The 13,899-nt window shown below is 65.5% G+C and carries 13 protein-coding genes (1 of these 13 only partly in view); 9 read left to right on the top strand and 4 right to left on the bottom strand.

All coding sequences use genetic code 11. The features are described from left to right. Positions 1 to 296: the end of a PLP-dependent cysteine synthase family protein gene (locus ACZ5CM_RS01755; RefSeq protein ID WP_464640721.1), read on the top strand. 661 nt of this gene lie to the left of the window's left edge; the window shows 296 of its 957 coding nt (coding positions 662–957); its start codon lies off the left edge, out of view; it ends in the stop codon at positions 294 to 296. A gap of 4 nt (positions 297 to 300) precedes the next feature. Here the strand turns inward: ACZ5CM_RS01755 and ACZ5CM_RS01750 are convergent, their stop codons facing one another. Both ACZ5CM_RS01750 and ACZ5CM_RS01745 read right to left on the bottom strand, forming a co-directional pair. Next, entirely contained in the window at positions 301 to 1,029 is a 729-nt protein-coding gene (locus ACZ5CM_RS01750) for a metallophosphoesterase (protein WP_464640720.1), read from the bottom strand. 41 nt (positions 1,030 to 1,070) lie between these two features. Further along, positions 1,071 to 2,012, bottom strand: coding sequence for a LysR family transcriptional regulator (locus tag ACZ5CM_RS01745; protein ID WP_464640718.1), 942 nt, complete (start codon positions 2,010 to 2,012; stop codon positions 1,071 to 1,073). A gap of 126 nt (positions 2,013 to 2,138) precedes the next feature. On the opposite strand from ACZ5CM_RS01745, the gene ACZ5CM_RS01740 reads away from it, so the two are divergent. Next, a complete protein-coding gene (locus ACZ5CM_RS01740) occupies positions 2,139 to 2,555 on the top strand; it encodes a hypothetical protein (protein WP_464640716.1) in 417 nt (138 codons plus the stop codon). A gap of 9 nt (positions 2,556 to 2,564) precedes the next feature. Here the strand turns inward: ACZ5CM_RS01740 and serA are convergent, their stop codons facing one another. After that, the gene (gene serA, locus ACZ5CM_RS01735) at positions 2,565 to 4,160 is read right to left on the bottom strand and encodes a phosphoglycerate dehydrogenase (protein WP_464640714.1); all 1,596 of its coding nucleotides are present in this window, start codon (positions 4,158 to 4,160) and stop codon (positions 2,565 to 2,567) included. A 91-nt stretch (positions 4,161 to 4,251) separates the two neighbouring features. Next, positions 4,252 to 5,409 (bottom strand): phosphoserine transaminase, encoded by a 1,158-nt coding sequence (locus tag ACZ5CM_RS01730; RefSeq protein WP_464640713.1) that lies wholly within the window; start codon positions 5,407 to 5,409, stop codon positions 4,252 to 4,254. Between the two features lie 157 nt (positions 5,410 to 5,566). On the opposite strand from ACZ5CM_RS01730, the gene serB reads away from it, so the two are divergent. The 7 genes from serB to ACZ5CM_RS01695 all read left to right on the top strand — a co-directional run bounded on the left by serB (position 5,567) and on the right by ACZ5CM_RS01695 (position 13,720). Next, positions 5,567 to 6,445: a phosphoserine phosphatase SerB gene (gene serB, locus ACZ5CM_RS01725; protein WP_464640711.1), complete on the top strand. Its 879-nt coding sequence runs from the start codon at positions 5,567 to 5,569 to the stop codon at positions 6,443 to 6,445. Positions 6,446 to 7,123: 678 nt separating this feature from the next. Further along, positions 7,124 to 7,999 carry a branched-chain amino acid ABC transporter permease gene (locus tag ACZ5CM_RS01720; protein WP_464640709.1) on the top strand — a complete coding sequence of 292 codons (876 nt, stop codon included), beginning with the start codon at positions 7,124 to 7,126 and terminating at the stop codon, positions 7,997 to 7,999. A 4-nt stretch (positions 8,000 to 8,003) separates the two neighbouring features. After that, positions 8,004 to 9,101: a branched-chain amino acid ABC transporter permease gene (locus ACZ5CM_RS01715; RefSeq protein WP_464640707.1), complete on the top strand. Its 1,098-nt coding sequence runs from the start codon at positions 8,004 to 8,006 to the stop codon at positions 9,099 to 9,101. Then, entirely contained in the window at positions 9,098 to 9,862 is a 765-nt protein-coding gene (locus tag ACZ5CM_RS01710) for an ABC transporter ATP-binding protein (RefSeq protein ID WP_464640705.1), read from the top strand. Before ACZ5CM_RS01715 ends, ACZ5CM_RS01710 begins: the two co-directional genes overlap by 4 nt. Beyond that, complete coding sequence (locus tag ACZ5CM_RS01705; protein ID WP_464640703.1) at positions 9,859 to 10,632, top strand: ABC transporter ATP-binding protein; 774 nt, start codon at positions 9,859 to 9,861, stop codon at positions 10,630 to 10,632. Before ACZ5CM_RS01710 ends, ACZ5CM_RS01705 begins: the two co-directional genes overlap by 4 nt. Positions 10,633 to 10,637: 5 nt before the next feature. After that, the gene (locus tag ACZ5CM_RS01700; protein ID WP_464640701.1) at positions 10,638 to 12,530 is read left to right on the top strand and encodes an AMP-dependent synthetase/ligase; all 1,893 of its coding nucleotides are present in this window, start codon (positions 10,638 to 10,640) and stop codon (positions 12,528 to 12,530) included. A gap of 29 nt (positions 12,531 to 12,559) precedes the next feature. Next, on the top strand, positions 12,560 to 13,720 hold the full coding sequence (locus ACZ5CM_RS01695) for an ABC transporter substrate-binding protein (protein WP_464640699.1): 1,161 nt from the start codon (positions 12,560 to 12,562) through the stop codon (positions 13,718 to 13,720). The last annotated feature ends 179 nt before the right edge of the window (positions 13,721 to 13,899 follow it).

The following is a 13,899-nucleotide window of genomic DNA, read 5'->3' as shown; positions in this document are numbered from 1 at the left end:
CCGGCAAGGCGATCACCGATCCGGGCCACCCGATTCAGGGCGGGGGCTATGCGATGGCCGACCTCGCCCTGATGCGGGACGTGCCGGTGGATGGCTTCGTTTCCGTCTCGGGCGAGGCCGCGCGACAAGCGGCACGCGATCTTGCGCGGCTGGAAGGGATCTTTGCCGGGTTCTCGTCCGGCGCCAATGTCGCGGCAGCGCTCGATCTTCTGGCCGGCCCCGAACGCGGCGGACGGATCGGCATCATCATCTGCGACAGCGGGCTGAAATACCTCTCGACCGACCTCTGGACCTGATCCGTCAGGGCCGAAGCGGCACGCGGCCCTTGTCGGTCAGCAGCCAGCACTCGCGCCCCTCGAACACCGCCGCGTGCAGCGGCCGGCCGAAACCGGCCCCGCCATCGAGGTCAATGCGGTTGCCGAAATGCCGGGGCTGTTTCAGCGCCGTATCCCCGTGAACGACCAGCCACGGCCAGGGGTCGGGATGGTCGAGAAAGGGATCGCGAATCCAGTTCAGGTCATCCGGATCCTGCGCGACCAGCGGCACCCCGGGGCGAAGGCCGGCATGGACGAAAAGCAGACCGCCTCGCTCGTGCCAGCGCGGCAGTTCTTCGAGGAACCGAAGATGCGCTTTCGGAACAGCCTTGCCGGCGGCGCGGAACAGCTTGTCCGCCGGCACGTTGCCGGTTGCGTCAATACCGTAAGAGCGCAGCGTATCCAGACCGCCCAGCCGCGGATGAAGCCATGTCACCCCTGAGCGGATGCGGACATGATCGATGCATCCCTTCCGCAGGAACCGCGCGAACAACTGGTCGTGGTTGCCCATCACGACATGCCAGCGCCGCCCCTCGGCCCGGCCGCGCAGGATCCGGTCGATCACGCCGCGGCTGTCGGGTCCCCGATCCACCAGATCGCCCAGAAAGACGATTTCGGCCTGCGGTCCGCCATCGGCCTCGACCAGCCGCAGCGCGCGGTCGAGTTCTTCCGAATGGCCGTGGATGTCCGGGATGGCATAGATCGGATCGGTCATGGGGACGGGCTATCCCGGCGCAGCGGCGATGAAAAGACACCTCAGGCCGCAGGCGCGTCCAGCGGCGCCAGCAGCGTGGCAATCTGGTCGCGCAGCCAGCGATGCGCCGGGCTGCGGGTGGCGCGGCGGTGCCAGACCAGAACGAGGCTGACAGCCGGCACCTCGACCGGCGGGCGGTAGATTTCAAGCCCCAGATGGGGCGCGACCCTCCGGGCCATCTGTTCGGGGATCAGCGCGATCAGATCGCTTTGCGCCACCGTCCTGCAGACGCCGGAAAACACCGGCAAGGTCATCGCCACCCGCCGTTCCCGGCCGACACGGGCCAAGGCCTCGTCGGCCACGCCCTGCGCCTGGCCTTCGGGCGAGAACAGGATGTGCTGCAAGTCGCAGAAAAGATCGAGCGGAACTTGCGCCCCCGGCCGCAACCTGGCGGCGCCAAGGGCGGAATGGTCCCGGCGGGCGATGACGACAAAACGCGAGCTGTGCAGCGGCCGGCTGTCGATCCAGTCGGGCAGGGAAGTACGCGGGATCATCGCCATGTCCACCCCGTAACGGTCGATCGCGTCGAGGCAGCGATCCGGCACGAGGTCCACCAGGTGAACCCGCATCCGCGGTGCGACACGGGACAGGTGGTCGGCCAGTTCGGGCATCAGGAACTCGGCATAGAAATCGCTGCCGGATACACGAAAGAAGTCCTCGGCATTGGCTGGGTCGAACGGGCCGGGACCGGCGAGCAGGGCCTCGGCGCCTTCCAGCAAGTCGCGCAGGGAATCGCGCAGGCCAAGAGCATATTCCGTGGGCACCAGCCGCCCGCCCTGCCGCAGGAACAGCGGATCGCCCAGCGCGTACCGCAGCCGTCCCAGCGCGGCCGACACCGCCGGCTGCGACAACCCGATACGCCGTCCCGCCTCGGTGACAGAGCCGGTTTCGAGCAGCGCGTCGAGAATCCGCAGCAGGTTGAGATCGAAGCTGGCAAAATTCATGAATCGAATAGGTATCATAACATCAATCGATTTCCAAAATTGCCGAGACGGAGGCAGACTCGGGCTGTCGCGCCGGCGACCAACCGGGCAACGACAAGGGGGGGACGAGCCTTGAAAGGCATAGCATTGGCGTTCTTTGCAACCGGAGCGGTTGCGGTCAGCGGTGGCATGATCTGGGGGATCGTCATGGCCGCCACCGGCGATCACAGCCTGGCCGGCGCGCACGCGCACCTGAACCTGGTGGGCTGGGTGACGATGGCGCTGTTCGGAATCTATTACCACCTGAACCCGCACATGGCCGCGCATGCGCTGGCCAGAATCCACTATCCCGTGGCGGTCGCCGGGTTAGTCACCATGATACCGGGCATCGTGCAGGTCATTCGCGAAACCGGCCAGACACTGGTCAAGATCGGGTCGCTGCTGACGCTGATCTCGATGCTGATCTTCCTGACCGTGGTGGTGATCGGAGCCCGCAGGGCCGCGCGATCGCCGGAAACGGATACCGCCCCGCAGGAACGGGGCGGCATCGCGGCCGGATCGTAAGGGCCGGCCTCAGCTCACGTCGAATTCCAGCGGCTTGATCTGGCGGAACAGACCCGTCTCGGCCAGCTTTGCGCGGGCCTCGGCCGGGACCGGCTCGTCCACATAGAGCAGGGCAATCGCCTCGCCGCCCGGCTCGGCCCGGCCGAGGGTGAAGTTGGCGATGTTGACCTCGTGCTCGCCCAGGGTGCGGCCCAGCGTGCCGATGATGCCCGGCTCGTCCCGGTTGGTGGTGTAGAGCATGTGCGCCCCCACCTCGGCGTCGATATTGATGCCCTTGATCTGGATGAAGCGCGGCTTGCCGTCCGAGAACACCGTGCCGGCGATCGAGCGTTCGCGCTTTTCCATCACCGCCGTGACCTTGATGTAGCCTTCGAAGGCGCCCGACTGGTCCTGGCTGGTGGTGGAGATCTGGATGCCGCGCTCCTTGGCGATGAAGGGGGCGGAGACCATGTTCACGTCCGGGTTGGCCGCCTTCATGATCCCGGCGATCACCGCGCAGTTGAGCGCCTCCAGATTCAGCCCCGAAACCGAGCCGTCATAGAGGATGTTGATGGCCTTGATCGGCTCGTCCGTCATCTGGCCGATGAAGCTGCCCAGATGCCCGGCAAGGCGCACCCAGGGCCCCATGACCTTGGCCTCCTCGGCCGACATCGAGGGCATGTTGAGCGCATTCTCCACCGCCCCGTCGAGCAGATAGTTCGACATCTGCTCGGCGACCTGGATGGCGACGTTTTCCTGCGCCTCGGTGGTCGCCGCACCCAGATGCGGGGTGCAAACCACATTGGGCAGGCCGAACAGGGGGTTCTCGGTGGCCGGCTCGACGCTGAACACGTCGAAGGCGGCGCCGGCGACATGGCCCGATTTCAGCAGCTCGGCCAAGGCCTCTTCGTCCACCAGCCCGCCGCGGGCGCAGTTGATGATGCGCACGCCCTTCTTCGTCTTCTCAAGCGCCTCGCGCGAGAGGATGTTGCGGGTCTGGTCGGTCAGCGGCACATGCAGGGTGATGAAGTCGGCCCGCGCCAGAAGCTCGTCCAGCGCGACCTTCTCGACCTGCATGGAGTTCGCCTTCTCCTCGCTCAGATAGGGATCATAGGCGATGACCTTCATCTTCAGCCCGCGGGCACGGTCGCAGACGATCGAGCCGATATTGCCCGCCCCGATCACGCCCAGCGTCTTGGCGGTCAGCTCCACCCCCATGAAGCGCGACTTTTCCCATTTCCCGGCCTGGGTCGAGGCATCGGCCGCCGGGATCTGGCGGGCACAGGCGAACATCATGGCGATGGCGTGCTCGGCGGTGGTGATGGTGTTGCCGAAGGGGGTGTTCATCACGATGATGCCCTTCTTCGAGGCCGCCACCTTGTCGATATTGTCGGTGCCGATCCCGGCCCGGCCGATCACCTTGAGCCGGCTCGCGGCATCGAGGATCTTTTCCGTGACCCTGGTAGCCGAGCGGATGGCCAGCCCGTCATAATCGCCGATGATCTCGGCCAGCTTCGCCTTGTCCTTGCCCACATCGGGCATGTAGTCCACCTCGATGCCGCGATTGCGGAAGATTTCGACCGCGGTCGGGCTGAGCTTGTCGGATACGAGTACTTTCGGGGCCATGTCTGTCGGTCCTTTGAATGGCTGTATCGGGGGCCCGGGCGCGATCACCGCGCCCGGTATCGGACATGTTCGGAAATTCCGTGGCGCCGGCTCAAGCGGCCTGTTTCCGGGCGTCGAGTTCGGCCTCGTAGGCCCATTCGATCCACGGCATCAGTGCCGCGACATCGGCGGTCTCGACCGTGCTGCCGCACCAGATGCGCAGCCCCGGCGGCGCGTCGCGATAGGCGCCGATGTCAAAGCCCACGCCCGCATCCTCCAGCCGCTTTGCAACCGCCTTGGCAAAACCCGCGCCGTCGGCAATCCGCGGGTCGGTGAACTTCAGGCAGACGCTGGTGTTCGAGCGCGTCGCCGGATCCTCGGCCAGGTTGGCGATCCAGTCGCGGGTTTCGCAGAACTCCCAGACCACACGGGCATTGGCGTCGGCACGCGCGATCATGCCCCGCAAACCGCCCACCGAGCGCGCCCAGTCCAGCGCGAAAAGGCAGTCCTCGACCGCCAGCATCGAAGGGGTGTTGATGGTGGCGCCCTGGAAGATGCCCTCGATCAGCTTGCCGCCCTTGGTCAGGCGGAAGATCTTGGGCAGCGGCCAGGGGGGCGTCCAGCTTTCCAGCCGCTCCACCGCCCGCGGCGACAGGATCAGCATGCCATGCGCGGCCTCGCCGCCCAGCACCTTCTGCCAGGAGAAGGTGGTGACGTCCAGCTTCTCCCAGGGCAGATCCATGGCGAAGACGGCGCTGGTGGCATCGCAGATGGTCAGCCCGGCGCGGTCCGGGGCGATCCAGTCGCCGTTCGGCACCCGCACCCCCGAGGTGGTTCCGTTCCAGGTGAACACCACGTCGCGGGCGAAATCCACCGCCGACAGATCCGGCAGGCAGCCGTAATCGGCCTCGCGCACCACCACGTCGTCAAGCTTCAGCTGCTTGAGAACATCCGTCACCCAGCCCTTGCCGAAGCTTTCCCAGGCCAGCATCTCGACCCCGCGCGCGCCCAGAAGCGACCACAGCGCCATCTCCACCGCCCCGGTGTCCGAGGCCGGCACGATCCCGATCCGGTAATCGGCGGGAATGCCCAGCACTTCGCGCGTGCCCTCGATGACCGCCTTCAGCTTCGCCTTGCCGATGGCCGCACGGTGCGAGCGGCCCAGCGCGGCGTCGGCCAGCTTGTCCAGAGAGAATGTGGGGGGTTTGGCACAGGGGCCCGAGGAAAAACGCGGATTGGCCGGCCGCGTCGCCGGTTCTTGCATAGCCATTTCTGTCTATCCTTCCAGATATGCGCCCCTCGTTGGGGAGGGGTGTCCCACCGCCGCGCATACAGGCCGATCCGGGGTTTCGCAAGCGCAAAAATGCCGCTAGAGCGACGCCCGAGACGCAAAACGCGACATTCCCGCCGCAACGGATGCCTGCCCCATGTTCATCGTCACGCTCCTGACCGATCCGAGAACGCCCTCGCTGGACCCCGCCCTGATCGAATCGCTGCGCCGCGCCTGGGGCGGCGGGCCCGCGGTTGCGCTGGCTCCCGGGATTGCCTCGGAGTTTCCCGTCCCCGCCCCGCCCGACAATCGCTGGCAGGTCTGGGAGGATCTTCAGCAGATGGGCGTGGACCTGGTCGTCCAGCCGGCCGAAGGGCGGCGCAAGAAGATGCTTCTGGCCGACATGGACAGCACCATGATCGAACAGGAATGCATCGACGAGCTGGCCGAGGAGGCCGGGGTCGGAGAGCGCGTGAAGGAGATCACCGCCCGGGCCATGAACGGCGAACTCGACTTCGAAGGCGCGCTGACCGAACGCGTGGCCCTGCTCAGGGGGCTGCCGGCATCGGTGATCGACAAGGTGCTGGCCGAGCGCATCACGCTCATGCCCGGCGGGCGCGAGCTGGTGGCGACCATGCGCGCGCACGGTGCCTACGCAGCACTGGTGTCGGGCGGCTTCACCGCCTTTTCCGCGAAGGTGGCCGAACGTCTCGGCTTCGATGAGAGCCGCGCCAACACGCTGCTCGTCGAGGGCGGGAGCCTGACCGGGAAGGTGCGGCAGCCCATTCTCGGGCGGGACGCCAAGGTGCGGGCCCTGGAAGAGATATCGGCCCGACTCGGGATCTCGGAACGGGACGTGATTGCCGTGGGCGACGGGGCCAATGACCTCGGGATGCTGTCACGCGCCGGCACCGGCGTCGCCCTGCACGCCAAGCCCTCGGTCGCAGCACAGAGCGAGGTGCGCATCAATCACGGCGACCTGACCGCGCTGCTCTACATCCAGGGCTACCGGCGCGAGGAATTCGCCGGCACCTGACCTCCGGATGCCGCCGCCTTTCTGCCCGTCAGACACATCGGCAAATGTCCGGGCGCCATCGACTGGCCGCAAACGGACAAGGCGGTGACCCGCCGGATCCGGCTCCATCCCCCGTCGCCCTATGGCTGCCCCGGCATTCCGGGGCCAATCCATCTTCGCGGGGGGCTCTGCCCCCGCACCCCCCGGAGTATTTGGTGCAAGAGGAAGAAGAGAAAGAACCATGTTGTCCGCATCCTTCCTCTTGCCGGAAATACTCCGGGGGTGAGGCCCGCAGGGCCGAGGGGGCGGCGCCCCCTTTTTGGAATAGCAGCGGACCCCCGATTGGAGGTCGGAAATGGGGGCCATTCCAGAGCCCATTTCGCGATCAAATCGAGAAGCACCTCCTCTTCCCGCATTTCGCCTTCCGGACAGGTTTCGCAGCCTGTCACGGCCTCGCCGCGAATGTCCGCCAGTTCGGAAACGACGATGCCGCAGGAAGGCAGAAGACAGTGTTCACGGGGTCGGGTTCCTCGGCCCAGCGAGACAATCGGCGGGTGACGTTGTGTCAGTTCGCCCGAAAATGCTTCAAATTGCTCAAAGAACACCCATGATTGTCGTACAAGTTCACGGATGCGTGGCGGGGAGGGTTGCCACGCAATCGGATTGGATGACCGGGTCAACCGGCGCGGGGAGGAAAGCTTGGATATTTTGCAGCTGTTCGTCAGCGGCCTAGCCAACGGATGCGTCTATGGCCTGATCGCTCTTGGCTTCGTCCTGATCTACAAGGCGACCGAAGCGATCAATTTCGCCCAGGGCGACATGATGATGCTGGGTGCGTTCGTCACCATCGGCCTGACCAATGCCCAGTACATGGGCCTGCCCTTCTGGGTGGCGGTGCCGATCTCGATCACGATCATGGCCGTCTTCGGCTATCTGCTCGACCGTTTCGTGATCCGGATGATGTTCGGGCAGAGCCAGACGGCGGTGGTGATCCTGACCATCGCGCTGGGCTTCGTGCTGCGCTTTGTCGCCGGGCTGATCTGGGGGCACGATCCGCAGACGCTGAGCAACCCCATGGCCGGGAAGGAGGTTCGCCTGGGCGGGCTGGTGCTGGGCATGGAGGACGTGGCGGTGATCGTCGTCACCCTTCTGCTGACCTTCGGGCTGTATGCCTTTTTCGGCCGCACCCGGCTGGGGCTGGCCATGCAGGGGGCCAGCCAGAACCAGCTGGCCGCCTATTACATGGGCATCCCCGTCAAGCGCATCCAGGGGCTGATCTGGGCGCTGGCCGGAGCGGTGGCGGCGGTGGCGGGGATCCTGTTCGCGGCCAAGGGATCGGTCGATCCCTCGACCGGGCTTCTGGGGATCAAGGCCTTTGCCGCGGCGGTGATCGGCGGCTTCGGCAGCCTGCCCGGCGCGCTGCTGGGCGGGCTCATCGTGGGCGTGATGGAGCCCTTCGCCGCCCGCTACATCGCCGCCGGCTACAGCCAGGTGGCGCCCTATGCGCTGCTGCTGGCGGTGCTGATCTTCCGCCCCAGCGGCATTTTCTCGCAACTGCGCACGAAGAAGGTCTGAACCCATGCGGATCGTGTTCAAGACCGACTACATGCAGGACATCCGCCCCTGGAAGGACGGGTATCAGCTGAGCCTCTACCTGGCTCTGCTGGCGGCGGCGGTCGCCGCGCCCTGGCTGCTCGACACCTTCTATCTGGGCGAGCTGACCAACGTCCTGATCTGGGCGATTGCCGGGCTGGGGCTGATGGTGCTGACCGGGCATACCGGGCAGGCCAGCCTCGGGCACGCCGCCTTTCTGGCGCTGGGCTGCTATGCCAACATCATCCTGATCGAGGCCGGGATGCCCTTCATCGCCGCCTTTCCGCTGGCCGGGCTGATCACCGGCGTCGTGGGGGCGCTGATCGCCATTCCGGCCCTGCGCCTGCACGGCATCTACCTGGCGATCTTCACCCTGGCGCTGTCGATCCTCGTCGATGACATCATCGTGCTGACCGAGCCCTGGTCCGGCGGGGTGAGCGGGAAATTCGCCCCCCCGATCAACCTGCTCGGCCTGGAGATCGACCGCTGGGGCACGCCGGATGCGTTCTACTGGCTGGTTCTGGGGGTCGTGGTCATCGTCACGCTGGGCTACATCAACCTGCTGCGCGCGCCGATGGGGCGGGCATTCATCGCGGTGCGCGATTCGGAGGTTTCCGCCCAGGCCATGGGCGTGGACGTGGCCCGCACCAAGACCATCTCCTTCGGGCTGAGCTGCATGGTCACCGGCTGGGCCGGCGCGCTGATGGGGCTCTATGCCGGGGCGTTCAACAACGAGACCTTCTCGGTGGTGATCTCGATCGAGCTGTTGATGATGATCGTCATCGGCGGGCTGGGCTCGATCCACGGGGCCTTCCTGGGGGCCATCGTCATCGGTTTCCTGCCGCAGTTCCTGTCCATCGCCAAGGAATATGCCGGCGCGCTTTTCGGCGGCGGCACGGTCGCCATTCCGGGGCTGGAGTTCGGCGTCTTCGGGATGATCCTGATCGTCTTCATCCTGTTCGAACCGATGGGCCTCTACGGCCGCTGGCTCAAGATCCGCACCTGGTTCGAGCTGTTCCCCTTCTATCGCAAGGACATGTTCAAGCGGCAGAAATCCTATCTCAAGACGGAGCGCCTCAGATGAGCCTTCTCGAACTCGACAACGTGACCATCCGGTTCGGCGGGCTGACGGCGGTGGACGGGCTGTCCTTTGCGGTCGAGGAAGGCGAAGTCTTCGCCATCGTCGGGCCGAACGGGGCAGGCAAGTCCACCGTGTTCAACCTGATCTCGCGGTTCTATGACCCCGACGAGGGCACGATCCGTTTCGACGGGCATGATCTGCTGAAGGTCCGGCCGGCGGGCGTGGCCGCCTATGGCGTTGCCCGCACCTTCCAGAACATCGAACTGTTCGATCACGCCACCGTTCTGCAGAACCTGCTGGTCGGACGCCACCGGCACCGGCGGACCAACCTGCTGTCCGAGCTTCTCTTCACCCCCGCCGCACGCCGGCAGGAACTGGAAAACCGCGAGAAGGTCGAGGAAATCATCGACTTTCTCGACCTTCAGCCCTACCGCGACAAGATGATCGCCGGCCTGCCCTACGGCGTGCGCAAGGTGGTCGAGGTCGCCCGCGCCCTGGCCACCGAACCGAAGCTGCTGCTGCTGGACGAACCGGCCTCGGGGCTGTCGGTGGAAGAGACCACCGACATGCGCTGGTGGATCGACGACATCCGCCGGCAGATGGGCATCACCGTGCTGATGGTGGAACATGACATGGGGCTGGTGTCATCCGTGTCCGACCGGGTGCTGGCCATGGCCGACGGCGCGCGGCTGGCGCTGGGCACACCCGGAGAGGTGCAGTCCGACCCGGCGGTGATCGAAGCCTATCTGGGGAAAGCGGCATGAGCGAGGCGCTTCTGAAGGTCCGCAACATCGAAAGCTTCTATGGACCGATCATGGCGATCCGCGGCGTCAGCCTTGACGTGCACGAGGGGCAGATCGTGTCTATCCTGGGCGCCAACGGGGCCGGCAAGACCACGCTGATGAAGACGATCAGCGGCGTGATGGACCCGGAGAAAGGCCAGATCATCTTCGACGGCCAGGAAATCCAGGGGCAGGAGCCTCACCGCGTGGTTCAGGCCGGCATCGTGCATGTGCCCGAGGGACGCGAGGTGTTCCCGTTGCTGACGGTGGACGAAAACCTCACGCTGGGTGCCTATACGGACATCGACAAGGCGCGCATCAACCGGCACCGGGAACTGGTGTTCGACTATTTCCCGGTGCTGGGAGAACGCCGCAACCAGGAGGCCGGAACGCTGTCGGGCGGCCAGCAGCAGATGCTGGCCATCGGACGCGGGTTGATGGGCAACCCGCGGATCATGCTGCTGGACGAGCCCTCGCTCGGCCTGTCGCCGATACTGGTGCAGGAAATCTTCGGCATCCTGAAGCGGCTCAACACCGAACAGGGCGTGACCATGATGCTGGTGGAACAGAACGCCGCCGCCGCGCTGGAGCTGGCCGACCACGGCTATGTGATGGAGGTCGGCCGAATCGTGATGGACGGCCCCGCCGACGAGCTGATGCAGTCCGAGGACATCCGCAACTTCTATCTCGGGGTGCAAGAGGCCGGCGTGCGCGAAACCCGCCGCTGGAAACGCAAGAAGACATGGAGGTGACGGGCATGGACGCTTCAACCCCGCCCCCCCCTGCCGAAACGGTCGTCATCAACGGCGTGCGCTTCAATGCCCGGCCGGGCACCCGCCCGGTCACGGTGGACGGCGCCGACACGATCGTGGGCCTGTTCAAGCTGCGCTGCGCCGCGCTGGGCACGCGCACCGCGCACCGTGAGAAGGATCTGGGCATCTGGAAGGCCTGGAGCTGGGCCGATTACTGGACCCATGCCAGATGGATCGGCATGGGCCTGCGCAAGCTGGGCCTGAAACGGGGCGAGGTGGTTTCGATCCTCTCCGAGGACCGCAAGGAATGGGCCTGGTTCGACATGGGCATCCAGTCCGTGGGCGGCATCGCCTCGGGGGTCTACACCACCGATTCGGCCAGCCAGCTTGCCTATCTGGTCAATGACAGCGACAGCCGCTTCCTGATCGTCGAGAACGAGGAGCAGCTGGACAAGTTCCTGACCGTCGAGGACGAGATGCCGGGGCTGAAGGGCGTCATCATCCTCGAAGAAGAGGGGCTTCACGATCTCGACCACCCCAAATGCCTGTTCCTCGACCAGCTCTACGAAATCGGGCGCAAGGCGGATGCGGACGAACCCGGCACCTTCGAGGCCGAGATCGACCGCGCGCGGCCCGAGGACGTGGCGCTCCTGATCTACACCTCGGGCACCACCGGCATGCCCAAGGGGGCGATGCTGACCCACGAAAACATCATGGCCGCGATCGAGGCCGGCGCCCGCGGCCTGCCCGCCTTCGAAACTGACGAACAGCTGTGCTTCCTGCCGCTGTGCCACATCCTGGAACGGGACGTGTCGATCTATTTCCCGCTGGCGGCGAAATGCACCGTGAACTTTGCCGAAAGCCCCGAAACCGTGTTCGCCAACATGCAGGAGGTCAGCCCCCACACCTTCACCGCCGTGCCGCGGGTATGGGAGAAGATCTACAGTCGGGTGACGATCCTCAACCAGGAGGCCACGCCTCTGGGCCGCTGGGCCTTCGGCCGGGCGCTGCGGGCGGGCCGGGCGCGGGCCGAACACCTGCTGCGCGGCGAGCCGGTCCCGGCCGGGGTGGCCCTGCGCTGGTGGATCTGGGACCGGCTGGTGATGCGCAACCTGCGCCGGATGCTGGGCATGGACCGGATGCGGCGCGGCGGCACCGGGGCGGCACCGATCTCGCCCGAGCTGCTGAAATGGTACTGGTCGATCGGGGTACCGCTGGTGGAAGGCTACGGGATGACCGAAACCGCCGGCATCGCCACCATCAACACCCCCCAGGACAACCGGATCGGCACCATCGGTCGCCCCGTGGCCGGGGTCGATGTGCGCATCGCTGAGAACGGCGAGATCCAGGTCCGGGGCCTCAACATCTTCAAGGGCTACTGGCGCAACAACGAAAAGACCGCCGAAACCTTTACCGAGGATGGCTGGCTGAAGACCGGCGATGTGGGCCGCATCGACGAGGACGGCTATGTCACCATCACCGGGCGCATCAAGGACATCATCATCACCGCCGGCGGCAAGAACATCACCCCCGCCGAGATCGAGAGCCGGCTGAAGTTCAGCCACTACATCTCCGATGCCGTCATCATCGGCGACGGGCGCAAGTACCTGACCGCTCTCATCATGATCGACCAGGAGAATGTCGAGAAATTCGCCCAGGACCGGAAGGTGCCGTTTTCCAGCTTTGCCTCGCTGTGCGCGGCGAAGGAGGTGCGGGAGCTGATCGCCGCCGAGGTGGCCGCGGTGAACCGGGAATTTGCCCGGGTCGAGCAGATCAAGGATTTTCGCTTGATCGATGTGCTGTTGACAGCCGAGGATGAGGAACTGACCGCAACGATGAAACTGAAACGCAACCTTGTCGAGAAGAAGCACAAGCACCTGATCGACGAAATGTATTGAAGAACCGGTTGTTCAAAGGGAGGACGAACATGAAGAACGCAATCAGGGGACTGGGGCTTGCCACGGTGCTTGCGGCGACGGCATCGACCGCCGGAGCGCAGGTGCAGGGCGTGAGCGACGACGAAATCAGGATTGGTGCCGTCAACGACCTGTCGGGCATCTTCGCCGCCGTGGGCGTGCCCGCGACCAAGGGTGCCAATCTCTATTTCGACAAGGTGAATGCCGCCGGCGGCGTGCATGGCCGCAAGATCACCTACATCGTCGAGGACCACGGCTATCAGATGCCGCGCGCCATGCAGGGGTTCAACAAGCTGCTCAACCGCGACAAGGTGTTCGCGATGCTCCAGAACCTCGGCACGCCGATGAACATCGCCGGCTTCAAACTGCTCGATTCCAAGGGGATTCCGAACGTCGCCCCGCTCTCGGCCGCCCGGCAGATGCTGCAGGAGCCGATGCACAACAAGTTCACCTCGTTCTCGTCCTATTACGACCAGGCGCGGGTGGGGGTGAAGTATCTTGCCGGCGAATTCGGCGGGAAAGAGGTCTGCACGATGTACCTGCCGACCGATTTCGGCAAGGAGATCCTCGAAGGCACGAAGAAGGGCGCCGAGGAGGCCGGGATCACCTTTGCCGCCGAGACCACGCACAAGCCGGATGAAAGCGATTTCGTGGGCTCGCTGTCCAAGCTGAGGGATGCCGGCTGCGATATCGTCACCATCGCGCTGGGCGTGCGTCAGGCCATCACCGTGGTCGGCACCGCCAAGAAGATGGGGCTGAACGACATGAAGTTCCTCGGCACCTCGGCCAGCTTCCTGACCGTGGTCGCCAAGGTTCCCGGCGGCATCACCGAAGGGTTCTACGCCGCCGCCAGCTGGCAGGATCTGTGGGCGCGTGCGGACGAACCCGCTCCGAAGGCCTTCATCACCGAGTACAAGGCCAAGTATGGCGAGGATCCGGTCGGCTTTGCCATGCTCGGCTATTCCGCCGCCGAGATGATGGTGCGCGGCCTCGAAGCGGCAGGCCCCGAACTGACGCAGGAAAGCTTCATCAAGGGCATGGAATCGCTGGACTATGTCGATGAGTTGGTGGGCAACCGCATCGACTACGGCCCCGACGATCACCAGGGCGCCGATGCGGTCTATGTGAATGTCGTGGAAAACGGCATGTGGAAAAAGGTTCACGAGGAGTGACCTTGCGCATGCGTGCCCGGTCGATCCGGGCACGCACCCCTGCCCCGCGCGCCGGGGCAGGCATCCGGGCAAATGGGCCCGCATCGCGGCCCTGTCCCGCATCAACTCCTGTCATCCCGACCTCGACCCGAACCACCCGCCTCCCCGCCCCGCCATTGCGGGACGGCAGGCAGGGCAAG

This window comes from Piezobacter thermophilus (assembly GCF_055386745.1).
The sequence above is the reverse complement of the archived record's forward strand: the minus strand, read 5'-3'. Positions and strand labels throughout refer to the sequence as shown.

What these genes read in the sequence shown, in the direction of transcription:
- ACZ5CM_RS01750 (WP_464640720.1), bottom strand. Translation starts at nt 1,029, where the DNA reads ATGACCGATCCGATCTATGCCATCCCGGACATCCACGGCCATTCGGAA.
- serA (WP_464640714.1), bottom strand. Translation starts at nt 4,160, where the DNA reads ATGGCCCCGAAAGTACTCGTATCCGACAAGCTCAGCCCGACCGCGGTC.
- ACZ5CM_RS01700 (WP_464640701.1), top strand. Translation starts at nt 10,638, where the DNA reads ATGGACGCTTCAACCCCGCCCCCCCCTGCCGAAACGGTCGTCATCAAC.
- ACZ5CM_RS01745 (WP_464640718.1), bottom strand. Translation starts at nt 2,012, where the DNA reads ATGAATTTTGCCAGCTTCGATCTCAACCTGCTGCGGATTCTCGACGCG.
- ACZ5CM_RS01710 (WP_464640705.1), top strand. Translation starts at nt 9,098, where the DNA reads ATGAGCCTTCTCGAACTCGACAACGTGACCATCCGGTTCGGCGGGCTG.
- ACZ5CM_RS01715 (WP_464640707.1), top strand. Translation starts at nt 8,004, where the DNA reads ATGCGGATCGTGTTCAAGACCGACTACATGCAGGACATCCGCCCCTGG.
- ACZ5CM_RS01695 (WP_464640699.1), top strand. Translation starts at nt 12,560, where the DNA reads ATGAAGAACGCAATCAGGGGACTGGGGCTTGCCACGGTGCTTGCGGCG.
- ACZ5CM_RS01730 (WP_464640713.1), bottom strand. Translation starts at nt 5,409, where the DNA reads ATGGCTATGCAAGAACCGGCGACGCGGCCGGCCAATCCGCGTTTTTCC.
- ACZ5CM_RS01705 (WP_464640703.1), top strand. Translation starts at nt 9,859, where the DNA reads ATGAGCGAGGCGCTTCTGAAGGTCCGCAACATCGAAAGCTTCTATGGA.
- serB (WP_464640711.1), top strand. Translation starts at nt 5,567, where the DNA reads ATGTTCATCGTCACGCTCCTGACCGATCCGAGAACGCCCTCGCTGGAC.